Origin of the sequence: Pseudomonas khorasanensis (genome assembly GCF_014268505.2) — a bacterium.
GTDB lineage: Bacteria > Pseudomonadota > Gammaproteobacteria > Pseudomonadales > Pseudomonadaceae > Aquipseudomonas > Aquipseudomonas khorasanensis.
This window is the reverse complement of sequence record NZ_JABWQP020000001.1, coordinates 716,040-735,685: the sequence shown is the minus strand read 5'-3', so window position 1 is coordinate 735,685 and position 19,646 is coordinate 716,040. Positions and strand designations below refer to the sequence as shown.

The 19,646-nt window shown below is 60.8% G+C and carries 19 protein-coding genes; 3 read left to right on the top strand and 16 right to left on the bottom strand.

What is annotated here, in order from left to right; all coding sequences use genetic code 11:
- Nucleotides 1-6 precede the first annotated feature (6 nt).
- From imuA to HU727_RS03450, 14 genes are all read right to left on the bottom strand, one after another.
- The gene (gene imuA, locus HU727_RS03515; protein ID WP_186528296.1) at nucleotides 7-624 is read right to left on the bottom strand and encodes a translesion DNA synthesis-associated protein ImuA; all 618 of its coding nucleotides are present in this window, start codon (nucleotides 622-624) and stop codon (nucleotides 7-9) included.
- Complete coding sequence (lexA, locus tag HU727_RS03510; RefSeq protein WP_186528295.1) at nucleotides 624-1,241, bottom strand: transcriptional repressor LexA; 618 nt, start codon at nucleotides 1,239-1,241, stop codon at nucleotides 624-626. The genes imuA and lexA overlap by 1 nt, the downstream gene beginning before the upstream one ends.
- Nucleotides 1,242-1,398: 157 nt before the next feature.
- Nucleotides 1,399-1,704, bottom strand: coding sequence for a DUF971 domain-containing protein (locus HU727_RS03505; protein WP_186528294.1), 306 nt, complete (start codon nucleotides 1,702-1,704; stop codon nucleotides 1,399-1,401).
- A complete protein-coding gene (locus HU727_RS03500) occupies nucleotides 1,701-2,663 on the bottom strand; it encodes a HEAT repeat domain-containing protein (RefSeq protein ID WP_186528293.1) in 963 nt (320 codons plus the stop codon). Before HU727_RS03500 ends, HU727_RS03505 begins: the two co-directional genes overlap by 4 nt.
- A complete protein-coding gene (locus HU727_RS03495) occupies nucleotides 2,660-3,508 on the bottom strand; it encodes an ABC transporter ATP-binding protein (protein WP_186528292.1) in 849 nt (282 codons plus the stop codon). The genes HU727_RS03500 and HU727_RS03495 overlap by 4 nt, the downstream gene beginning before the upstream one ends.
- A complete protein-coding gene (locus HU727_RS03490) occupies nucleotides 3,508-4,284 on the bottom strand; it encodes an ABC transporter permease (RefSeq protein ID WP_186528291.1) in 777 nt (258 codons plus the stop codon). The genes HU727_RS03495 and HU727_RS03490 overlap by 1 nt, the downstream gene beginning before the upstream one ends.
- A 215-nt stretch (nucleotides 4,285-4,499) precedes the next feature.
- Nucleotides 4,500-5,903 (bottom strand): ABC transporter substrate-binding protein, encoded by a 1,404-nt coding sequence (locus HU727_RS03485; RefSeq protein WP_186528290.1) that lies wholly within the window; start codon nucleotides 5,901-5,903, stop codon nucleotides 4,500-4,502.
- A 230-nt stretch (nucleotides 5,904-6,133) separates the two neighbouring features.
- A complete protein-coding gene (locus HU727_RS03480) occupies nucleotides 6,134-6,379 on the bottom strand; it encodes a 4Fe-4S dicluster domain-containing protein (RefSeq protein WP_007959413.1) in 246 nt (81 codons plus the stop codon).
- A 25-nt stretch (nucleotides 6,380-6,404) separates the two neighbouring features.
- Entirely contained in the window at nucleotides 6,405-8,135 is a 1,731-nt protein-coding gene (locus HU727_RS03475) for a fumarate reductase/succinate dehydrogenase flavoprotein subunit (protein WP_186528289.1), read from the bottom strand.
- A complete protein-coding gene (locus HU727_RS03470) occupies nucleotides 8,132-8,884 on the bottom strand; it encodes a GntR family transcriptional regulator (RefSeq protein ID WP_186528288.1) in 753 nt (250 codons plus the stop codon). The genes HU727_RS03475 and HU727_RS03470 overlap by 4 nt, the downstream gene beginning before the upstream one ends.
- Nucleotides 8,885-9,088: 204 nt before the next feature.
- Nucleotides 9,089-10,054 (bottom strand): Gfo/Idh/MocA family protein, encoded by a 966-nt coding sequence (locus HU727_RS03465; protein ID WP_186528287.1) that lies wholly within the window; start codon nucleotides 10,052-10,054, stop codon nucleotides 9,089-9,091.
- A gap of 9 nt (nucleotides 10,055-10,063) precedes the next feature.
- Nucleotides 10,064-10,951, bottom strand: coding sequence for a Dyp-type peroxidase (locus tag HU727_RS03460; protein ID WP_186528286.1), 888 nt, complete (start codon nucleotides 10,949-10,951; stop codon nucleotides 10,064-10,066).
- Between the two features lie 83 nt (nucleotides 10,952-11,034).
- Entirely contained in the window at nucleotides 11,035-11,772 is a 738-nt protein-coding gene (locus tag HU727_RS03455; protein WP_186528285.1) for a DUF72 domain-containing protein, read from the bottom strand.
- Nucleotides 11,773-11,782: 10 nt separating this feature from the next.
- On the bottom strand, nucleotides 11,783-13,570 hold the full coding sequence (locus HU727_RS03450; RefSeq protein WP_186528284.1) for a thiamine pyrophosphate-requiring protein: 1,788 nt from the start codon (nucleotides 13,568-13,570) through the stop codon (nucleotides 11,783-11,785).
- Nucleotides 13,571-13,770: 200 nt separating this feature from the next.
- On the opposite strand from HU727_RS03450, the gene yghU reads away from it, so the two are divergent.
- The 3 genes from yghU (at nucleotide 13,771) to HU727_RS03435 (ending at nucleotide 18,414) form a co-directional block, all read left to right on the top strand.
- On the top strand, nucleotides 13,771-14,610 hold the full coding sequence (gene yghU, locus HU727_RS03445) for a glutathione-dependent disulfide-bond oxidoreductase (protein WP_186528283.1): 840 nt from the start codon (nucleotides 13,771-13,773) through the stop codon (nucleotides 14,608-14,610).
- Nucleotides 14,611-14,908: 298 nt separating this feature from the next.
- Entirely contained in the window at nucleotides 14,909-17,077 is a 2,169-nt protein-coding gene (locus tag HU727_RS03440) for a TonB-dependent siderophore receptor (protein ID WP_186528282.1), read from the top strand.
- Between the two features lie 143 nt (nucleotides 17,078-17,220).
- Complete coding sequence (locus tag HU727_RS03435; protein WP_225919766.1) at nucleotides 17,221-18,414, top strand: GAF domain-containing sensor histidine kinase; 1,194 nt, start codon at nucleotides 17,221-17,223, stop codon at nucleotides 18,412-18,414.
- Between the two features lie 127 nt (nucleotides 18,415-18,541).
- Here the strand turns inward: HU727_RS03435 and HU727_RS03430 are convergent, their stop codons facing one another.
- On the bottom strand, nucleotides 18,542-18,883 hold the full coding sequence (locus HU727_RS03430; protein ID WP_186528281.1) for a YajG family lipoprotein: 342 nt from the start codon (nucleotides 18,881-18,883) through the stop codon (nucleotides 18,542-18,544).
- Between the two features lie 85 nt (nucleotides 18,884-18,968).
- On the bottom strand, nucleotides 18,969-19,613 hold the full coding sequence (locus HU727_RS03425; protein WP_186528280.1) for a class II glutamine amidotransferase domain-containing protein: 645 nt from the start codon (nucleotides 19,611-19,613) through the stop codon (nucleotides 18,969-18,971).
- Nucleotides 19,614-19,646 lie beyond the last annotated feature (33 nt).

The window sequence follows — 19,646 nt, the reverse complement described above, 5'->3', positions numbered from 1 at the left end:
CAGACCTCAATGCCCCACGGTGAGGGCAATCGGGGCCGCGCGCGCCAGGCCGCCACGGCATTTAAGCACGCGCAACTGGGCAGGTTTGGCGTCGATGGCGATCCGCAACGCCGCCGGCGACGGGTTGACTGCTTCGCTCAACGGTCGCCACGCAAACGCGAGGGTCTGGCCGGTTTCCGCCGCCACCTGCAAACGCCGTAACGCACGGTCATCCGCCTTGTTTGGCCAGCACAGCACCGCGCCGCAACTGCCCGAACGCAGGCACTGCTCCGCGGCCCATAGAGCATCGCGTTCGCTGGCCTGAATCACCGACAATTGGCGCAGATCAACCCCGGCATGGGCCCAGGCCTGCGGGTACGGCACGAAGGGAGGCGCCACCAACACGATGCGCTCGCCCGCCGCCGTCAATCGCGCCAGGGTCGGCCAGACCAGTTGCAGCTCACCGACACCGGGACCCGCCAAGAGGATTTCACTCAACGCTGCTTCAGGCCAGCCGCCGCCGGGCAGTGCCGCGTCCAGCGCCGCATGCCCGGTCGGCTGTGGACTGGCCGCCGGTGGCGCAGACCGGCCCCGCCAGACCTGGCCGGCATTGAACAGCGTATCCAACGCAACAACGGCGCCCATCAGCCTTGCCTCACCAGACCACAGAACACGCCTTCGATGGCCAGATCCTGATCATCACGCACGACGATCGGCTGATACGCCGGGTTGCGCGGCAGCAGACGCACCTGGTCGCCAACCCGTTCGAAGCGTTTGATGGTGACTTCACCGTCCAGACGCGCGACCACGATCTGGCCGTTGAGCGCTTCGCGGTTGCGCCGCACACCGACCAGATCGCCGTCGAGGATGCCATCTTCAATCATGGAGTCGCCCTGCACCCGCAGCATGTAATCCGGAGTTTTGGAGAACACTGCCGGGTCGAGCATCAAGCGGTCGTGGATATCCGCATCGGCGCCAATCGGCGCACCGGCGGCCACGCGACCGAGCACCGGGATCTCGAGCAGCTCCGGGCGCGGCGGTTGCCCGAGCAGGCGAATGCCACGGGCCTGATGCGGGTTGACCTCGATAAAACCGGCTTCGGTGAGCGCCAGCACATGCTTGCGCGCAACGCTGCGGGAGGCAAAACCAAAAGCCTCGCTGATTTCAGCGAGGCTTGGGGGCTGACCGTGTTCGGCGATGCGTTCGCGGATAAACGTCAGGATGGCGGTACGGCGGGGAGTCAGGTTTGTCATGGAGTACATTTGTACTCCTGTGGGATTTTTCTGACAAGCGCCGTCAGTCGGCCCAGGCCGACGCAAGAGGTGCTGAGGGCTGTGATCTTTTGATCTTGCTCTTGAACAATCGAATCAACGTCAAAAGATCGCAGCCTCGTTTCACTCGTCAGCTCCTACAGAATCCTCATGTCTCTGCAAGAATGCGCAGAGGCGAAGAACCCAGTTTCGCCAGATACTCCCACGGGTATATGCCGCGCTGGTGGCCGTCGCTGAACACCAGTTGAACACCATAACCCTGTGGGTTGAGTTCGATCAGGCGAACCCGATCATCAACCAGCGGCGTCAGGCCGCGCAGGCTAAACGCGCGGCATTGCGAGCACGGGCATTGCCTGCGCAGTTCGGCATGGCTGAGCAATGATTCGCTTCCATCAGGCCAGCTCAGCCGCAGTGTTCGTTCGCTTTGTGAGTTGCCGACCGCCAGCGGGTTCATTGCAATTGGCTCAAGGCAATGCGCACAGCTTTTCGCACTTCCGGATCGCCGTCGTCCTGCGCGGCCTGCAACGCTGCCACCGCGCCACGATCATTGAGTTCACCCAAGGCCAGCGCGGCTTCCTTGCGCAGGTTGCTGATGCGGTGGCCGAGGGTGTCGATCAGCGCATCCAGCGCCGGGACGAAACGCAGGCGGCCGAGGCTGCGCGTGGCGCGCAGGCGCACTTGCCAATAGTCGTCACTCAAGGCTTCGACCAGGGCCGGGCCGGCGTCGGCGTGGCACACTTTGCCCAACGTGGTCGCGGCTTCTTCGCGCACTTGCCAGGCGTTGTCCCGCAACGCCTGGAACAGCGCCGGCAGCACGTCGGCACCGTTGGCCAGACCGAGAGCACCGGTAGCCGCCCGGCGTACTTCAGTGTCGGGATCATCACTGACCAGTCGCGCCAGGTCTGGCAATGCATCGAGTTGCTTGAGCCAGCCCAGCACGCCAACCGCTTCGCGACGAACATTGGCATCGGCATCGGCCAACGCGACAACGGCTGCCGGTGCGGCCTCGACGAAACGCAATTCACGCAAGGCGCGGAACGCAGCAACGCGCACGCTGACGTCGGTATGCTCAGTCCACGGCAAAATCACCCGCCCCGCTGCTTCACTCTTGAGCAGACTCAGACTTTGCGCGGCTGCCGATTGCACGGCTGGCGAGGCGTCGGTCAACGCTTCGCACAAGGCTTGAACGACCGGCTCATCTTCCCAGGCCTCAAGCAAACGCGCCGCTTCAGCACGGACGTCCTCGGCGGGATCCTGCTTGAGACGATCGACCAGCCAGAGCAAACCATCAGGCTCTTCCAGATCCGCCAGATCAATCAGCGCAATGCGCCGGACACCGGCATCTTCGGCGGTCAGGCGCGGTTGCAGGGCGAGGATTTCAGGGTTGTCGGTCACAGCAAAAATCGAGGTCATAGGGCAAATCGCGGCAGAGGGTTTTCAGGAGGCAGGCCGAGCGGATTAAGGCGTGGCAGCGGCCGGTCGTTGTCATGGCGCAGCAGGTCGAGGCAATGGCGTTTGAGTCGGACGAACTCGGTGCTGGTGACCAGTTCGCTGGTGCGCGGACGATGGAAATCCAGGTGCAAGTCTTCAATGATTCGCCCCGGTCGCGCGCTCATCACCAGCACGCGGTCGGCGAGAAACAGCGCCTCGTCAATATCATGGGTGACGAACACCACAGTGGTGCGGATGCGCGTCCAGATGTCCAACAACAGTTCCTGCATGCTCAACCGGGTCAGCGCATCCAGCGCGCCGAACGGTTCGTCCATCAGCAACAGACGCGGCCGATTGATCAGCACCCGGGCAATCTCCACACGCTGCTGCATGCCGCCGGACAGTTGATCGGGCCAGCGTTCGGCGAAACCGTCGAGGCCGACCAGTGCGAGAATGTCATCGGCGGCGCGATGCCGTTCAGCCTTGCCGATGCCGCGCATTTTCAGGCCGAAGGCAACGTTGTCCCGCACCGTTCGCCACGGGAACAGCGTGTGATGCTGGAACACCATACCGCGTTGCGGTGACGGGCCAGACACGGTATGGCCGTCGACTTTCAGGCTGCCGGTGTTCGCACTCAAGTGGCCGGCCAAGGCGCCGAGCAACGTCGATTTTCCGCAACCGGACGGGCCAAGAATGCAGACGAACTGGCCGGCTTCGATTTGGCAGTCGAGGCCCTGCACCGCTTCGAAGGCTTCGCGCCCCTGGCCGAGAACAATGGACAACTGGCGAATATCGATCCGCCCTTCGGGGGTTTGCATCACGCTCATCAGGCCTTTCCTCGCGGTCGATGCCAGGGCGTGAACAAACCGCCCAGACGTTTGATCAGCAGGCTGCTGCTCATGCCCAATACGCCGATCAGGAGCATGCCAACGACGATATCGGCGTAGTTCTGAATCGTGTAGGACTCCCAGGTGTAATAACCGATGCCGAACTGACCAGAGATCATTTCCGCCGTCACCAGGCAGAACCACGAAGTGCCCATACCGATCGCCAGCCCCGTGATGATGCTCGGCGCGGCGCCCGGCAGGATGATCTCCAGCAGAATCGCGCGGCGCCCTGCCCCGAGACTTCTCGCCGAAGCGATCAGGCGTGGGTCAACGCCTTCTACACCGTGCACGGTGCTGAGCAGAATCGGGAACAGCGCGCCGGTGAAGGTAATGAAAACCATCGACAGTTCAGAGGATGGAAACATCAGGATGGCCAATGGAATCCATGCCACGGCGGGGATCGGGCGCAGGACTTCCAGCGGCGGCAACAGCAGGTCTTCGGCCCATTTCGAACGACCGATGGCCAGCCCCAGAGCGATGCCGATCACCAGTGCGGCGAAATAACCGGCGAAGACACGGCCCAGGCTGCTGCTCAGGTGCTGCCAGAGTTTGCCCGAATCGCCCAAGCCCAACGCGGCATCAATCACGGCCAATGGCGTTGGCACGTTGGCGAACGTGACCAGGCCGAGGTTCCAGTGATGACTGGCGGCGAGTTGCCAGAAGAGCAGGCAGAGCAGCAGTGAAAGACTTTTTGATGTCCAGCGGAGTGTTTTCATCGATCGTGTTTCCGGTTCTGGATCTGTGCGTGACTGACATTTACCCCCTCACCCCAACCCTCTCCCCAAGGGGGCGAGGGGGAAAGGGAGCCGATTTTCATGGTCATCAAATCCCTTCGTTCGGCTCGGTATTGCATGTCGGCGTATCTCTACCAGACACCTCGGTCAGTTCCCTCTCCCTCTGGGAGAGGGCTAGGGTGAGGGGCTTTTGATCTTCAGCGCGCGGCAACCACCTGGGCCGTGGCATCGTTGAAGTCGAAAACTTTTCCGCCCTGTGCCGTGGCGTATTGCTGGGCCTGGCCCTTGAGTAGAAATGCACTCAGGCGTCCCTTGCCGTCGCTGGCAAACCAGGCCTGTTGCGCCAACAACTTGATCCCGCTGTCACTGGCCTGCGCGTACACCGCGCGAATGTTTTTGCCCTCCTGCTTCAACGCTGCCAACGCAGTAAAGGCTGATTCAGCCGACCCATAACGGCGTACTTTTTCCTCGCCGCGCACCCAGACTTCCGCGACATGGCTGAAATCCGTGATGGCCTTGCCCGTCGCCGCATCCACACCCGGCAATGGCGTCTGCGCGTAGTTGACCAGTTGCGCCGTGTAATCGAGGTTCGAAGCCTTGAAGGCCGCGCGGATATACTGGTCGTCGATGAAGGTGTTCAGATCGAGACCGCGATCAGCCTTCTTCAGCAGTTTCAACGTATCGATGGCGGTGCCGACAGCCTGACGATATTCCGGCTTCCAGCTCAGGTCTCGGGTCTGCACGCCAAGCGGGCCGTGGAACAGGTAATTGACCTCGGCATCGACCCCGGTGACGCTGGCGATCAGTTCGCTGTACTTCTCGGGTTCGGCGGCGAGCAGTTGATTGGCTTCGATGCTGGCGCGCAGATAAGCGACGACGATTTCCGGGTACTTTTTCGCATACGCCTGATCCACCAGCGCACCGTGGAAGGTCGGCGCGTTGGCCTGGGCGCCATCGTAGATCTTGCGAGCGAAACCGCGGCTCGGGAACAGCTCGGCGAACGGCACGAAGTCGGCGTGGGCGTCGATCTTGCCGGCCTGCAATGCCGAACCGGCGACTTCCGGTGGCTGGGCGATGATGTTCACATCCTTGAGCGGGTCCCAGCCCTGCTCTGCCACGGCGCGCAGCAACATACCGTGGGCCGTCGAAGCGAACGGCACCGAGATGGTTTTGCCCTTGAGTTCACTCAGACCCTGCACGGCCGATGCGCTCGGCACGACAATGCCGTTGCCACTGCCCTTGATACTGCCCGACAGCACGCTGATAAACAGGCTGTGCTTGCCGGCGGTTTCGAACGCCACGCCGTTGAACGCACCGGGAAAATCGGCCATCGCGCCAAAGTCGAGTTTGCCGGCGACCATTTCATTGGTCAGCGGCGCGCCACTGGTGAAGTTCTTCCACTGCACGTCGTACTTCGCCTCTTTATAGACGCCGTCGTGGGGCAAATATTTTTCGAGCAAACCGAGCTCGCGGATCAGCAGACCGCCAGCGGCGCAGTTGATGGTGGTGTCCTGGGTGCCGATGGCGATGCGGATGGTTTCGGCCGAGGCCGATAATGTGAACGAAGCCAGTACCAGACCGGCAAGTGCTGCACGCAACATGAGTGTTTCCCCTCGAATCTTTGATTGGAAGTTCGTCTCCGCCGCGATCAGGGCGCGGTGGGAAACGAGGGGTGTTATTCAAAATCAGCGTCCGGGGTTCGCCGGATGGCTTTGGAGTTTCACATTTCAATGTAGGAGCGAGCTTGCTCGCGAAGGCGGTGCGCCAGTCGCCATCGTTGCTGTGTGAACCACCGTTTTCGCGAGCAGGCTCGCTCCCACAGGGGTTTTATTCAACGCAACAGATAAGGGATTTCGACTTTCACCGCACCCGTTGGGCAATCCTTCTCGCACGGCATGCAGTACCAGCATTCGTCGAACGCCATGTAGGCCTTTTGCGTGGCCGGGTTGATCGCCAGCAAATCCATCGGGCAGACGTCTACGCACACCGTGCAGCCCTTTTCAGCGATGCATTTGTCCTCGTCCACGGTGACCGGGGCGTTGGAGCGAAAAAAGATTTCCTGGGCTTGATAAGCCATGATCCGGGCCCTCCAAAGTGATGTCTCAAGCGGCAAAGGCGCCAACGCGCAAGCGGTCGTAGGCCTGCATTTCTTCGGCATCGAGCGCAATGATGTAAGGCTCGACGGCTTTCTTGAAGCTGGTCATCCGACCGTCCTCGCCCTTCTTCAAATGGCAATGGCAAAACCATTCAGCGTCGTTGCGCTGCGGATGGTCGACCCTATAGTGGTACAGCCCCCAGCGGCTTTCGGCGCGGAACAGCGAGGCGCGGGCGGCCATTTCGGCGCAGTCGCGGATCACGCTGGTTTCCATCGCACGCATCAACTCATGGGCGTTGTTGGCCTTCATCTGCTCGAGATCGTGTTCGATGTCGCTGAAGCGCTGCAGGCCGATCTGCATTTTTTTCGTCACTTTCGGCGGCTGCAGGTAGTCGTTGACGAAGCGCCGCAGCTTGTACTCGACCTGAGCGGGCGGCAGGCCGTGCTCGCGATCCAGCGGCGCGTAGACCCGGGCTTTTTCCTTTTCGATTTGCCCGGCATCCAGCGCAGAAAACTCACGCCCCGCGACAAAATCCGCCGCGTTATGCCCGGCGAACCAGCCATAAGTGAACGCACCGAGCATGTAGTTGTGCGGCACGGCAGCCATGTCTCCCGCCGAATACAAACCTTTCACCGAGGTCTCTGCACGCTCGTTGACCCACACGCCGGACGCCGAGTGACCGCTGCAAAAGCCGATTTCCGAGATGTGCATCTCGACCATTTGCGTGCGGTAGTCGGTCCCCCGATTGGCGTGAAACTGGCCACGGCTCGGGCGTTCGTTGCTGTGCAGGATTTGCTCGATGTTCTGGATGGTTTCTTCCGCAAGGTGATCAAGCTTGAGGAACACCGGGCCGTTGCCGCTTTCCAGTTCCTGGTGGAACTCCCACATCATTTGCCCGCTCCAGTAGTCGCATTCGATGAAGCGTTCGCCCTTGTTGTTGGCGGTGTAGCCGCCCAACGGGCCGGTCACGTAAGCGCAGGCCGGGCCGTTGTAATCCTTGATCAGCGGGTTGATCTGGTAGCATTCGAGGTTCGCCAGTTCTGCGCCGGCGTGATAGGCCATGGCGTAGCCGTCGCCTGCATTGGTCGGGTTTTCGTAGGTGCCCATCAGGTAACCGGACGATGGCAAGCCGAGGCGCCCGGCGGCACCGCACGCGAGGATCACCGCTTTGGCCTTGATCACGTGAAAATCCGCGGTGCGGCAATCGAACCCCATCACCCCGTTGACCGCGCCCTCCCCGTCAGTCAGCAAACGCGTGCAGACCAGGCGGTTGGTGATGTTCACCCGTGCGCGTTTCAACTGGCGATAGAGGACCTTTTTGATGTCGTGCCCTTCCGGCATCGGCAGCACGTAGGCGCCCATGTGGTGGACCTTTTTCACCGCGTAATCGCCGGTCTCGTCCTTTTCGAATTTCACGCCCCAGCGGTCAAGCTGTGAGAGGGTTTCGAAGCTGTGCGTTGCGTAGGCGTACACCGCTGCCTGATTGACGATGCCGTCGTTGGCGATGGTGATTTCCTTGGTGTACTGCTCCGGCGTCGAGTGGCCGGGGATGATTGCGTTGTTCAGGCCGTCCATGCCCATGCTGATCGCGCCGCTGCGTTTGACGTTGGCCTTATCCACCAGCAGCACGCGCAAATCACGGTTTTTCTCTTTGGCCTTGATGGCCGCCATTGGCCCGGCAGTACCACCGCCAATGACGACGATGTCGTATTCCTGTTCCAACGTGCTGCGACTCATGCGCGCTCCCCTTTTTGCCGGTCGATCCGCAGGCGGTACTGGAACGCATCGCCACGGTAATAAAGGTGTTCGAAGTCCAGCGGCTGGCCTTGCGCATCGTGGGTCAGGCGCTCGATGCGCATGATCGGCGAGCCCGCCTCGACGTTGAGCGCCTGGGTCAGATCGCTGTCGGCCAGCACCGCATCGATGGCCAGATCGGCATGGCCGAGGGCGATGCCGCAGTCGTTTTCCAGAATCAGGAAGATGTCCCGGGTCACTAGATCAGCCTTCTCCAACCGCTCGCCGATGGCCTTGGGCAGGTAGGTGATTTCCAGCGAGATCGGCTCACGGTTGATCAGGCGCACCCGTTTGATCTGCGCGACGATCTCGCCTTCGGCAACCTGCAAACGTTCGGCAACGCGCTTGTCCGCCGGGATGAATTTGAAGCTGCGCAGGCGATTGATCACCTCATAGCCGCGCCCGGTCATGGACTCGGCGAGGCCTTGCAGGCTGCTGACGTTCTGAAAGGTTTTCGGCTTGGCAACGAAAGTACCCTTGCCGTGGATTTTGAAGATCAGCCCTTCCTTTTGCAGGTCACCCAACGCTTGGCGCACGGTGATGCGGCTGACTTTGAACAGCGCACCGAGCTCGCTTTCAGACGGCATCTGGCTGTCTTGCGGGTATTCGCCATCAAGAATGCGGGCACGCAACACGTCGCGCAGCTGGGTGTGCAGCGGGACGCTGCCGAGGGAAAGAACGTTATCGGTCATCAAGGGATCACTTGTCATAACGAGTTATGACGTGATCTTAGGGTTGTTATGACAAGGTTGAGAAATATTGTTTGGACATAACCTTAGATACGTGACGCGCAAAATACCCTGTGGGAGCGCGAAAGCGGCGTGTCAGTCACCGAAGTATTGACTGACGGAATGCTTTCGCGATCAGGCTCGCTCCCACAGGGGGTCGTGGTCCATTCAACGTTTGAGGATCTGATCCATGACCCAGTCAGTCTTGACGGCTTGTTCGGCAACTGCGGGGTGTTTCGATTCGCCGCGAATGTGTGCGTTCATCCCGAGCACGTGGTGCCACTGAATATGCTCATGATGGGCAATCTCGAGGCTGACTTGCTCATCGGCAAACAGCTGAACCGGATGCTCATCAAACACCGAAAAACTGATCCGCCCTGCGCTGCCGATGATCTCGACCCGGTCCTCGCGCCGGTCCGCGACAAAGTTCCAGCAACCCATGCCCAGCGCCCCGGAGGCGAATCGCCAACTGGCGCTGACCGCATCTTCCGCCGCATACAAACTGGCCTGACGCGTCGTGAAACCGGCGACTTCGACAATATCGCCGAGCAGATACTGGAACAGATCAAAACCATGGCTGGCCAGGTCGGCGAAGTAACCGCCGCCGGCGACCGCAGGGTCGGTGCGCCAATTGTCGCGGCCATCCAGATCCGCCGCTGACGGCGCTTTGGTCAGCGTCCAGCTCAAGTGCCGGACCTCTCCGATACGCTCCTGCTCAAGCCATTGCTGCACTTGTGCGAAGCGTGGCAGCGAGCGGCGGTAGTATGAAACGAACAAATGCAATCCGGCCTCGGCAAACACCTGCTGCATGTCGCGGCTTTGCCCGGCATTGAGCGCCATGGGTTTTTCCACGCAGCAATGCTTGCCGGCGGCGGCGACTTTCAGGCTGTAGGCATGGTGGCTGTCGGGCGGCGTGGCGATGTACACCGCGTCGACTTCCGGATCGTTGATCAGCGCATCGACATCGGTGTAGATGCGGCTGATGCCGTGGCGCGCGGCGTAGTCGGTGACAGCTTCGAGACGTCGGCCCATTACCGCGACCAGCGCCGAACCGGGCGCCTTGTAGAAGGCTGGCCCGCTCTTGCGTTCCGCGACACTGCCGCAACCGATCATGCCCCAGCGCACCACGTTCATATTCATTCCTCAGCCAATGCGCAAGGCGCGCAGATCGAGGTGTCCGGCCTTGATCGGCGGGCACCAGTAATAGCCACCGGTGAGTGGCCGGCTGATCTTGTACAAGCCATCGGCAATGCCGTCTTCCAGACCGCTCATGCGTCGCAATTGTGCTTCAAACGCGTCCAGCGAAAAACCGAATGCCAGGAACATCAAACCGGCGCGTTCACCTTCGATCCACGGCATCGAGCGGCGCACGACAAACGCTTGCGGCGCGAAGCTTTCCTGGGCGGTACGTTTGACGTGGGCAGAGATCGGCGCGTCGTCGATTTCTTCGTTATCACTCAGGCGGCGCCCCATGATGTCGTCCTTGGCACCGGCAGATAACCGGTGAAAACCCTTGAGGTCGTGCTGCCATTGCTGGATCGCGGCGAAGCTGCCACCCACCAGACCGTCAGCGCCCGTGCTTTGCAGCGCGGCGGCGACAGCGGCGTCATCGTGCGGGTTCTCAGTACCGTCTTCGTAGCCGGTCAGGTCGTGGCCGTCCATATGGCGGAAGGTTTCCTGCATCTGCACCAGGCGAAAGGCCGGGGCCAGCGCGGCTTCGAGGGCATGACTACGGTTGAGCAACTCACCCCGGTCGACGCCGTGCAACCAGACCCACAGCGCGTGCTGGGTCGACGGGTTTTCAACGCCGACGCCAGTAAGAGCCGGGAAGCTGCGCAAGCCGGCGATCTCCACGTTCAGCGCCTTGGACAGAGACTCACCAATACCCACCACCGCCGACTTGCCATCCACCAGCATCAGCAGGTTGTCGATCGCTTGCGGCAAGGCTTCAACCGACGCCAGGGCGAAGAACAGATGACGTGCTTGCGCAGGAACAGGGGTGGCGAGAATGCCCGGCTGGTAATAACTCATGTGAACTCCTAAAAAAGAGCGCGGAGTTTACCTGTAGCCGGACGGTTTGTGTGGGTTGCGATAGCGCGCTCAAAGCCTTTGTTTCAGCGCTCGCCAGCCCTGACGAGCGCGCTCAACGTGAGCGCATTTGCGGTTGCGGCGCCGCTGGCCGTGTTGTCGAAGATGCACCAGATGTCTTTGTCCTCTGCGCCCGCGCGCAACAGCGTTTGGGAAAGGCCTTCCAGATAAGGCACGTCGTAGGCGCTGTGATAGATGCGTGGCGAGCCGTGCAGGCGCCAATACTGCAGGCCTTGCCAGCCAGCCGGCGCGGTGTCCGTGCTGATGCGCGAGGGGTCCACCACGGCCTGGGCAATCTTGAAGTCGACCAACATCGCCTCGGCGCCGATCCACGATTCGTGTCGCGGTTCCAGCACCACGGCGCCTTGAAAACGCTCACGCAAGGAGCGAAAAAACGCTTCGGCGACCGACGCTTCGAACGCCAGTTTCGGAGGTAACTGCACCAGCAGACAGCCCAAGCGCTCACCCAATCCGCCGCACTGCCCCAAGAACTCATCAAGCGCGGCCTCGATGTCCGCCAAGCGGTGTTCATGGGTGATGAGCTTTGGCATTTTTACAGCAAAGCGAAACCCTGGCGGAACCGAATCGGCCCAGCGCTGGTAAGTCTGACGGCGATGCGGGCGATAGAACGCGCTGTTGATTTCCACACAATTGAACCGGGCGGCATAGCGCTGCAGATGCGTGCCCTCGGCCGGGAATGCCGGCCAGTGCTCGCGGCCGAGGCTCCAGCCAGCACACCCGATATAAAGGGTTGGCCCGTTCAATCGCGCGCCGTCATTTCTTGCGCGGCATCACGGCGCCGAGCACCTGCTTGGCCGTTTGCACGATCACGCCGGCCTCGTCCGGATCGCCCTTGAGCAAGGTCGTGGCGAACTTCTTCGCCTGCTCCAGTTTGATGTGCGGTGGCAGCGGCGGCACGTTCGGGTCGGTCTTGAACTCGATGAGCACCGGGACGTCCGAGGCCAGCGCCTGTTCCCACGCCGCCGCGACGTCTTCTTCGCGATCGACGAAAATACCTTTCAGGCCAATGGAAATGGCGAACAGGTGGTAAGGCACATCGGGGATGCTTTGCGACGCTTCGAACTTCGGATCGCCCTCCATCACCCGCTGCTCCCAAGTGACCTGGTTGAGGTCTTCGTTGTTGAACACTGCGCAAATCCATTTCGGGCTCGCCCATTGCCGCCAGTATTTCGCGACTGTGATCAGCTCGGCCATGTTGTTCATCTGCATCGCGCCGTCGCCGACGAGGGCAATGACCGGGCGCTCCGGAAACGCGAATTTGGCGGCAATCGCGTATGGCACCGCAGCGCCCATCGAGGCCAGGCCGCCGGACAACGAGCATTTCATGCCACGGCGGATTTTCAGATCGCGGGCAAACCAGTTGGCGCAAGAGCCGGAGTCGCTGGTGATGATCGCCTGGTCGGGCAAGCGCGGTGAAAGCTCGTAAACCACACGTTGCGGATTGACCGGATCGGCCTTGGCCATCGCGCGTTTTTCCAGGGTTTTCTCCCAGTTGCTGCGCCAGCCTTCGATTTTCTTGCGCCACGTGTTTGAGGTTTTTTGTTCAAGCAACGGCAGCAACGCGGCGAGGGTCTCCGCTGAGTCACCGACCAGGTTGACCTCCATCGGGTAACGCAGGCTGAGCATGTCCGGCTGCAAATCAATCTGCACGCCGCGAGCCTGGCCTTCCTTGGGCAGAAACTCGGAATACGGGAATCCCGAGCCAATCATCAGCAAGGTGTCGCACTCGCTCATCAACTTGTAGCTGGGCTCGGTGCCGAGCAAACCGATGCTGCCGGTGACCCACGGCAGTTCGTCCGGCAATACCGCTTTGCCCAACAGGGCCTTGGCGACGCCTGCGCCAAGTTTCTCGGCCACAGCGATCACTTGATCCGTCGCCCCCAATGCCCCGGCACCCACCAGAATCGCGACTTTCTCGCCGCTGTTCAGAACCTCGGCGGCACGCTGCAGATCAGCTTCGTAGGGCAGCACTTTCGGCTTGCTGTAACCGACACCGGAATGGGCGGTGCCGTGGGCGCGCGCCGGTTGCTCGTAAGGCAGATCCTGCAAATCATTAGGCAAAATAAGTGCGGTAACGCGGCGCTCACCAACGGCTGTGCGCACCGCGCGATCCAGCAGATGGCGCACTTGCGACGGCGCCGAGGCCTGCTGCACGAAGGCGCCGGCGACGTCCTTGAACATCGACACCAGATCGAGCTCCTGCTGGTAATGACTACCCAACGCCGTCCGCGCCTGTTGGCCGACGATGGCCAGCACCGGCATGTGATCCATCCGCGCATCGTAGAGACCGGTGATCAGGTGCGAAGCGCCGGGCCCGGAAGTGGCGATGCACACGCCCAGCTCACCGGTGAACTTGGCGTGAGCCGAGGCCATGAATGCGGCCATTTCCTCATGCCGTGCCTGTACGAATTCAATCTTCCCTTTCGCCCGGCTCATGGCACCGAAGACGCCATTGATACCATCGCCCGGATAACCAAAAATCCGCGTGACGCCCCATTTGCTGAGCCGCTCGATCAGAAAGTCACCTACTGTCATCGTCATCTCGATCCTCGCCTTTCACCGCTGCATGGATGTGTAAGGGTCTGGACAGTGGGGTGCGCGACGAAGTTTCGATGGATTGTGCTGCTCGCTCCTGCGGGGATTTGTGGATTTGACAGATAAATCTCTGAGCGCTGGCACGCGGCGGAAATTTTCCCTACGGTGTCTACCTGTTCCCTCCCAGCATCGACGAGGTCCGTTTCATGAGCAAAGCGTCTTACGTTCCGCCCAAGGTCTGGAAACAAGAAGCCCCTTCCGGCGGCCACTTCGCCAGCATCAACCGCCCGGTAGCCGGGCCGACCCATGACAAGGAGCTGCCGGTCGGCAAGCATCCGTTGCAGCTGTATTCGCTGGCGACGCCCAATGGCGTCAAAGTCACCATCCTGCTCGAAGAATTGCTCGCGCTCGGTCACACCGGGGCCGAATACGACGCGTGGCTGATCCGTATTGGCGAAGGCGATCAGTTCTCCAGCGGTTTTGTCGAGATCAACCCGAATTCGAAAATTCCGGCACTGCTGGATCGCAGCGTCGAGCCGCCGGTCCGCGTGTTCGAGTCCGGTTCGATCCTGCTTTATCTGGCGGAAAAGTTTGGCGCTTTCCTGCCAAAAGATCCGGCCGGTCGTACCGAAACCCTCAACTGGCTGTTTTGGCAAATGGGCTCGGCGCCGTATCTGGGCGGTGGCTTCGGGCACTTTTATGCCTACGCACCCGAGAAGCTTGAATACCCGATCAACCGCTTCACCATGGAAGCCAAACGTCAGCTGGATGTGCTGAATCGCCGTCTGGCCGATAACGCGTATCTGGCCGGCGACGACTACACCATCGCTGATATCGCGGTCTGGCCCTGGTACGGTCAGTTGGTGCGCAACAACGTGTATTCGGCAGCGGAGTTCCTCGCGGCTCACGAATACACCCACGTGCAGCGCTGGGCGGAAGAGATCGCCAAACGGCCGGCGGTCATGCGCGGGCAACGGGTGAATCGCACCTGGGGTGATGAAGACAGTCAGGTGCCGGAGCGGCATGGGGCCGAGGATTTGAACTGAGATAAACGCAGCCCTTCTGGCGAACGACTTACTGACCCAAGGGCACAAAAAAACGTGGGAGCGAGCCTGCTCGCGAAAGCGGTGTATCAGACAACGCATCTGTTGAATGACAAACCGCATTCGCGAGCAGGCTCGCTCCCACATTCGCTTCAGGGGACGCCAACGCCAATTGTGAAAAAATCATTAACTAACTGAGCCGTACGGGTTTATCCCCCGAGATTCTTCCGACATACTAATGCGAATAATTCTTACATGCACTCGCATTCGTTTCGTTTGGAAATCCTGGGGAAGCAGATAGATGTCGTTTCAGACCATGCACCGCCGCTCGAACCTTTCACCTAACCTCCTCGCAATCGCCATTGGCATGGCCAGCATCGCACCGGCCCTGGCCGATGAGACTGCTTCCGCTGCGCCAGCGAACGGCCCACTCGAACTGCAGGCGACCGAGATCGGCGCCACGCAGATGAGCAGCACCACCGAAGACACGCAGTCCTACACCACCGGCCCAATGCAGACCGCGACCAAGCTGTCGCTGACCATGCGCGAAACCCCGCAGGCGGTGACGGTGATCACCCGTCAGCGCATGGACGACCAGAACATGACCAGCGTCAATGACGTGGTGCGCGGCACGCCGGGCCTGTTCCTCAGCGAGGCCAGCGGCCCGGGGCGACAAACGTACAAGGCGCGCGGTTTCGACATCGACAACATCATGTACGACGGCCTGCCAAGCTCGTATTCGCCATTCACCCTGGCGGTGCAACCGAATCTGGCGATGTTCGACCGGGTGGAAATCGTCCGTGGCGCGACCGGCCTCGTCACTGGTGCCGGCAACCCGTCAGCCGCGATCAACATGGTGCGCAAACGCCCGACCGCCGATCAGCGAGTCACGCTCACCGGCGCTGCCGGCAGTTGGGATGACTACCGAGGCGAAATCGATGCCTCCAGCCCGTTGAACGAAAGCGGCACCTTGCGCGGCCGCGTTGTGAGTTCGTATCAGGGCGCCGACAGCTTCCGCGACAAGGAAGAAAACGACCACGGTCTGTTCTATGCCATCGGCGAGGCGGACCTGAGTGACAGCACCACCGCGACGTTGGGTTTCTCCCGGCAGAACGATCAGACCAACTATTTCTGGGGCGGCCTGCCGATCGGCGAAAACGGTCATCACCTCGACCTGCCCCGCTCCACCTACCCCGGCACCGACTGGGAAAACCGCAAGTTGCAGGTCGATACCGTGTTCGGTGAAGTCGAACACCGCTTCGACAACGACTGGAAACTGCACCTCGGCGGCTCGACCTCGACGGTCGATGGAGAGTTCTCCGGCACCTACCTGTCGCGCTACGCCGGCCCGCTGGAAACCACGGCGTATCAATCCCACCACACCGACAAGCAGCGCGCATTCGATGGCTTTGCGAGCGGCCCGTTCGAAGCCTTCGGCCGTACCCACGAACTGGTCGTCGGCGCCAGCAATCGGGTGTATGACGCAACCACGAAGGAATATTCGCCCTACACCACCGCCTGGCCAATCGGCGCGCCAAAGCCTGACTTCGTCCGTGACGGCAAGACTCGCAACGTCACCACTCAGGATGCGGTTTATCTGACCACTCGCTTGAGCCTGGCCGATCCGTTGACGCTGATTCTCGGCGGCCGCCTGGACTGGTATGACTACGATGACCGCACCGCCGACGGCGATTACAAGGTCACCCGTAACCTCACGCGCTACGCCGGCCTGATCTACAAGCTCGACGACCATCACTCGGTCTACGCCAGCTACACCGACATCTTCACCCCGCAGACCCAGAAGGATCTCGGCGGTAAAGTGCTGGAGCCGATCGTCGGTGAAAACTACGAAATCGGCATCAAGGGCGAATACTTCAACGGCGCCCTGAATGGCAGTCTGGCCGTGTTCCAGATGGACCAGACCAACCGCGCCACCCAGGCTGCGACTCAGCTAGGCTGCCCGGAACTGACCTGCTACGAAACCTCCGGCAAGGTCCGCGCCCAGGGCGTGGACATGGAATTGCAGGGCGCGCTGACCGAGCAATGGCAAGTCGGCGCCGGCTACACCTACACCCGCGCGCATTACATCAAGGATGAAAATCCGGCCAACAACAATCAGAAGTTCGATACCGACATGCCGGAGCACCTGTTCAAGGTGTCCACGGTGTATCGCTTCAAGGGCCCGCTGGAAAAACTGCGCGTGGGCGGCAACGTCTACTGGCAGAGCCGCATGTACAACGACATTGCTCTGGCCAGTGGCAGCAGTTATCGCCTGGAACAGGGCGGCTACGCAGTCACCGATTTGATGGCCGGTTACGAGGTCAACAAGCACCTCGACCTGCAGGTCAACGCCAACAACATCTTTGATCGTGAGTATTACTCGTCCATCGGCACCGACGTAACCTGGGGGTCGACCGAGAACTACGGCACGCCGCGCAACTACATGCTGACGGCGAAGTACAAGTTCTGAGTCGACAGGGATTCGCTGCCATAACAAACCAGCGAGCATAAAAAAGGGCGCCGAGACATTGCCCGGCGCCCTTTTTTGCAAGTGCGTTTTGCATCGCCGGCAATTACCGATAGTCTCTGGCAACACCCTCGCGAAGCAGCGCCATGCCCCAAACCGACTTTTCATCCGACCTCCAAGCCATCGGCAGCATCGACGCTGTGCCAGTGATTCTAAGCATGGTCAAGCACCTGACCGGCATGCGCTTCGCAGCGGTAGCCCGGGTGACCGAGAGCAAATGGATCGCCTGCGCCGTCGATGACTCGATCGATTTCGGGTTATTGCCCGGCGGCGAACTGGTGCTCGAATCGACCATTTGTCACGAGATTCGCCAGCATTGTCAGCCGGTGATCTTCGGCCACGCCAGCGCCCACCCGGTTTTCTCGGCACATCACACGCCGAAAATCTACGGCCTGGAAAGCTACATCTCCATCCCGATCATCAAGGCCAACGGCGAGTTTTTCGGCACGCTGTGCGCCATCGATTCGGTCCCGGCGAATCTCGACGAGCCGGCCATCGAGAAAACCCTCACCCTGTTTGCCCAGTTGATTGCGATGAACCTGGACACCCAGGGGCATCTGCACGCCACCCAGTCCGCTTTGGCGGACGCCAATGAACTGGGGCGCCTGCGCGAGCAGTTCATCGCGGTACTTGGCCACGACTTGCGCACGCCGCTCAACGCCATCCGCATGAGCACCGACCTGCTGGAAAGTAGAACCGAGGACAAGCGCTCGCGAACGCTGCTCTCGGCGATCCGCACCAGCTCCGTGCGTATGGGCGTGTTGATCGAAAACATCCTCGACTTTGCCCGGGGTCGGCTTGGCAGCGGGATTCCAGTGCAGCGCAAACTGGTCGATGACCTGCAGCAAACGCTACGGCAGACGCTTGAAGAGATTCAAATTACGCATCCGCAAGCAAGGTTTGCGCATTCCCTGGAGTTGCCGACAGGCATCTATTGCGATCCGCTGCGCATCAGCCAGCTGTTATCGAATCTACTCGGCAACGCGGTGACCCACGGCTCCATCGCCGAGCCGATCGTGCTCAAGGCGTTCGCCGAGGGCAACGAGATCGTCATTTCGCTGACCAACCAGGGCGAGCCGATCCCACCCGCTCTGATGCCACTGCTGTTCGAACCGTTTTCCCGTTCCGAAGCGGGCCCGCGTCATGAGGGGTTGGGATTGGGCCTGTATATCGCCGCGCAAATTGCGAGTGCACACAACGGCACCTTGAGCGTGACCTCCGACAGTGATGCGGGCACCTGTTTCGTGGCCCGCTTCCCTGCCCGCTTCAAGTGGGTCTGAACGCCGCTGACGGTCTAAGGCCGCCAAGGCCAAAAAAAACCCCACAACCAACTAGCGGTGTGGGGCCAAAAATTGGTTGGTTGCGGCCAACCAAAGGAGCTCTGTCAAAAAACCATCCGGGGCCGGATCAAATGCAATCCTGGGCCGCCCGCTCGAAACTCGAAGGCAGCAAATTAGACGCCAGCAGGTGCCGCTCATAAATAAACACCTTGCCGCCCTTCCCGGCCTTGTAAGCCTCCAGCACGTTATCCGCGGCGACTCTGCTGGGAACCACAATCCGATAACTGCGCTGATTCTGCGAAACCGTCGGGTTCAACGCGCTGCCCTGCAACTTCGGAACCACGCAATCGGCGTATTGTTCGGGCGTCTTGCTGGTCTGCAAGGTCAAGGTCGGGTCGTTCGGCGCAGAAGCGCAACCAGCGAGCAACAAGGAAGCAAACGCCATGGCAGGCACGAATAAAGGACGCATCGGTGTAATCCTGAAAATAAAGGTTCGGTTCAACCGGCAACGGTTCGACTTCACGGCGCCGCCGTTGCCATTTACGTTTTAAGAATCAGCTCGACGCCACCAGCGCCTTGAGCGACACATCAAATTGCTTCAGCGCGCTGAGTTGCAGATCACGCTGCTGATTGATCTGCGCGGCAATTTGCGGCGCCGCCTGGTCATGCACCCAGACCGAAGGCAACTCTTGCTCGATCGCCCCTTCAGCCTTGCCGATGTATTGCAGGTCGGCGTCGTAGAACCTGGCGGAAAACCGCGCTTCGACCAGACTGTTGCGCTGCGTCAGCAAGCGGTTAAACGTGTCGAGCTTGACCACGATGTCCGGGTGGGCCTGAACCAGCGCATCGAGGTTGTCGTACACGGTCACCGAAACGAACTGTTGTTGCAGCGAACTCATCAGCCAGTCGAGGGCCAGTTCCGGATCGGAGCTGCCGACAAAGGCGTCGCGGATTCGAGAATCCAGTGCGTCTTTCGCACCGTTCAGCGCCATGTCGTGGTAACGCTCCAGGTATTGCAGGTTCTGCAACGTGTTCTCGCTCAACAGCACACCCACGGTCTGCGTGTGCTGCAAAGTCGATGCACTGGCGGCGATGGGTTGCAGGTGACACGACTTGGCGTCGTCTGCGTAAGCCGGTGCAGTGGCAACCACCCCGCCCATCAGCAGGGCGATCAGTGCCAGTCGTGTCAGAGTGTTCATCGCGCAATTTCCTTGAGCTGCGTCTTCGATGGA

Excerpts from the sequence above, each read along its gene's own strand:
- HU727_RS03440 (WP_186528282.1), top strand. The coding sequence starts at position 14,909 with ATGTCGTTTCAGACCATGCACCGCCGCTCGAACCTTTCACCTAACCTC.
- lexA (WP_186528295.1), bottom strand. The coding sequence starts at position 1,241 with ATGTACTCCATGACAAACCTGACTCCCCGCCGTACCGCCATCCTGACG.
- HU727_RS03425 (WP_186528280.1), bottom strand. The coding sequence starts at position 19,613 with ATGAACACTCTGACACGACTGGCACTGATCGCCCTGCTGATGGGCGGG.
- HU727_RS03495 (WP_186528292.1), bottom strand. The coding sequence starts at position 3,508 with ATGAGCGTGATGCAAACCCCCGAAGGGCGGATCGATATTCGCCAGTTG.
- HU727_RS03460 (WP_186528286.1), bottom strand. The coding sequence starts at position 10,951 with ATGAGTTATTACCAGCCGGGCATTCTCGCCACCCCTGTTCCTGCGCAA.
- HU727_RS03485 (WP_186528290.1), bottom strand. The coding sequence starts at position 5,903 with ATGTTGCGTGCAGCACTTGCCGGTCTGGTACTGGCTTCGTTCACATTA.
- HU727_RS03435 (WP_225919766.1), top strand. The coding sequence starts at position 17,221 with ATGCCCCAAACCGACTTTTCATCCGACCTCCAAGCCATCGGCAGCATC.
- HU727_RS03480 (WP_007959413.1), bottom strand. The coding sequence starts at position 6,379 with ATGGCTTATCAAGCCCAGGAAATCTTTTTTCGCTCCAACGCCCCGGTC.
- yghU (WP_186528283.1), top strand. The coding sequence starts at position 13,771 with ATGAGCAAAGCGTCTTACGTTCCGCCCAAGGTCTGGAAACAAGAAGCC.
- HU727_RS03430 (WP_186528281.1), bottom strand. The coding sequence starts at position 18,883 with ATGCGTCCTTTATTCGTGCCTGCCATGGCGTTTGCTTCCTTGTTGCTC.
- HU727_RS03490 (WP_186528291.1), bottom strand. The coding sequence starts at position 4,284 with ATGAAAACACTCCGCTGGACATCAAAAAGTCTTTCACTGCTGCTCTGC.
- HU727_RS03505 (WP_186528294.1), bottom strand. The coding sequence starts at position 1,704 with ATGAACCCGCTGGCGGTCGGCAACTCACAAAGCGAACGAACACTGCGG.
- HU727_RS03470 (WP_186528288.1), bottom strand. The coding sequence starts at position 8,884 with ATGACCGATAACGTTCTTTCCCTCGGCAGCGTCCCGCTGCACACCCAG.
- imuA (WP_186528296.1), bottom strand. The coding sequence starts at position 624 with ATGGGCGCCGTTGTTGCGTTGGATACGCTGTTCAATGCCGGCCAGGTC.
- HU727_RS03450 (WP_186528284.1), bottom strand. The coding sequence starts at position 13,570 with ATGACGATGACAGTAGGTGACTTTCTGATCGAGCGGCTCAGCAAATGG.
- HU727_RS03500 (WP_186528293.1), bottom strand. The coding sequence starts at position 2,663 with ATGACCTCGATTTTTGCTGTGACCGACAACCCTGAAATCCTCGCCCTG.
- HU727_RS03475 (WP_186528289.1), bottom strand. The coding sequence starts at position 8,135 with ATGAGTCGCAGCACGTTGGAACAGGAATACGACATCGTCGTCATTGGC.
- HU727_RS03465 (WP_186528287.1), bottom strand. The coding sequence starts at position 10,054 with ATGAACGTGGTGCGCTGGGGCATGATCGGTTGCGGCAGTGTCGCGGAA.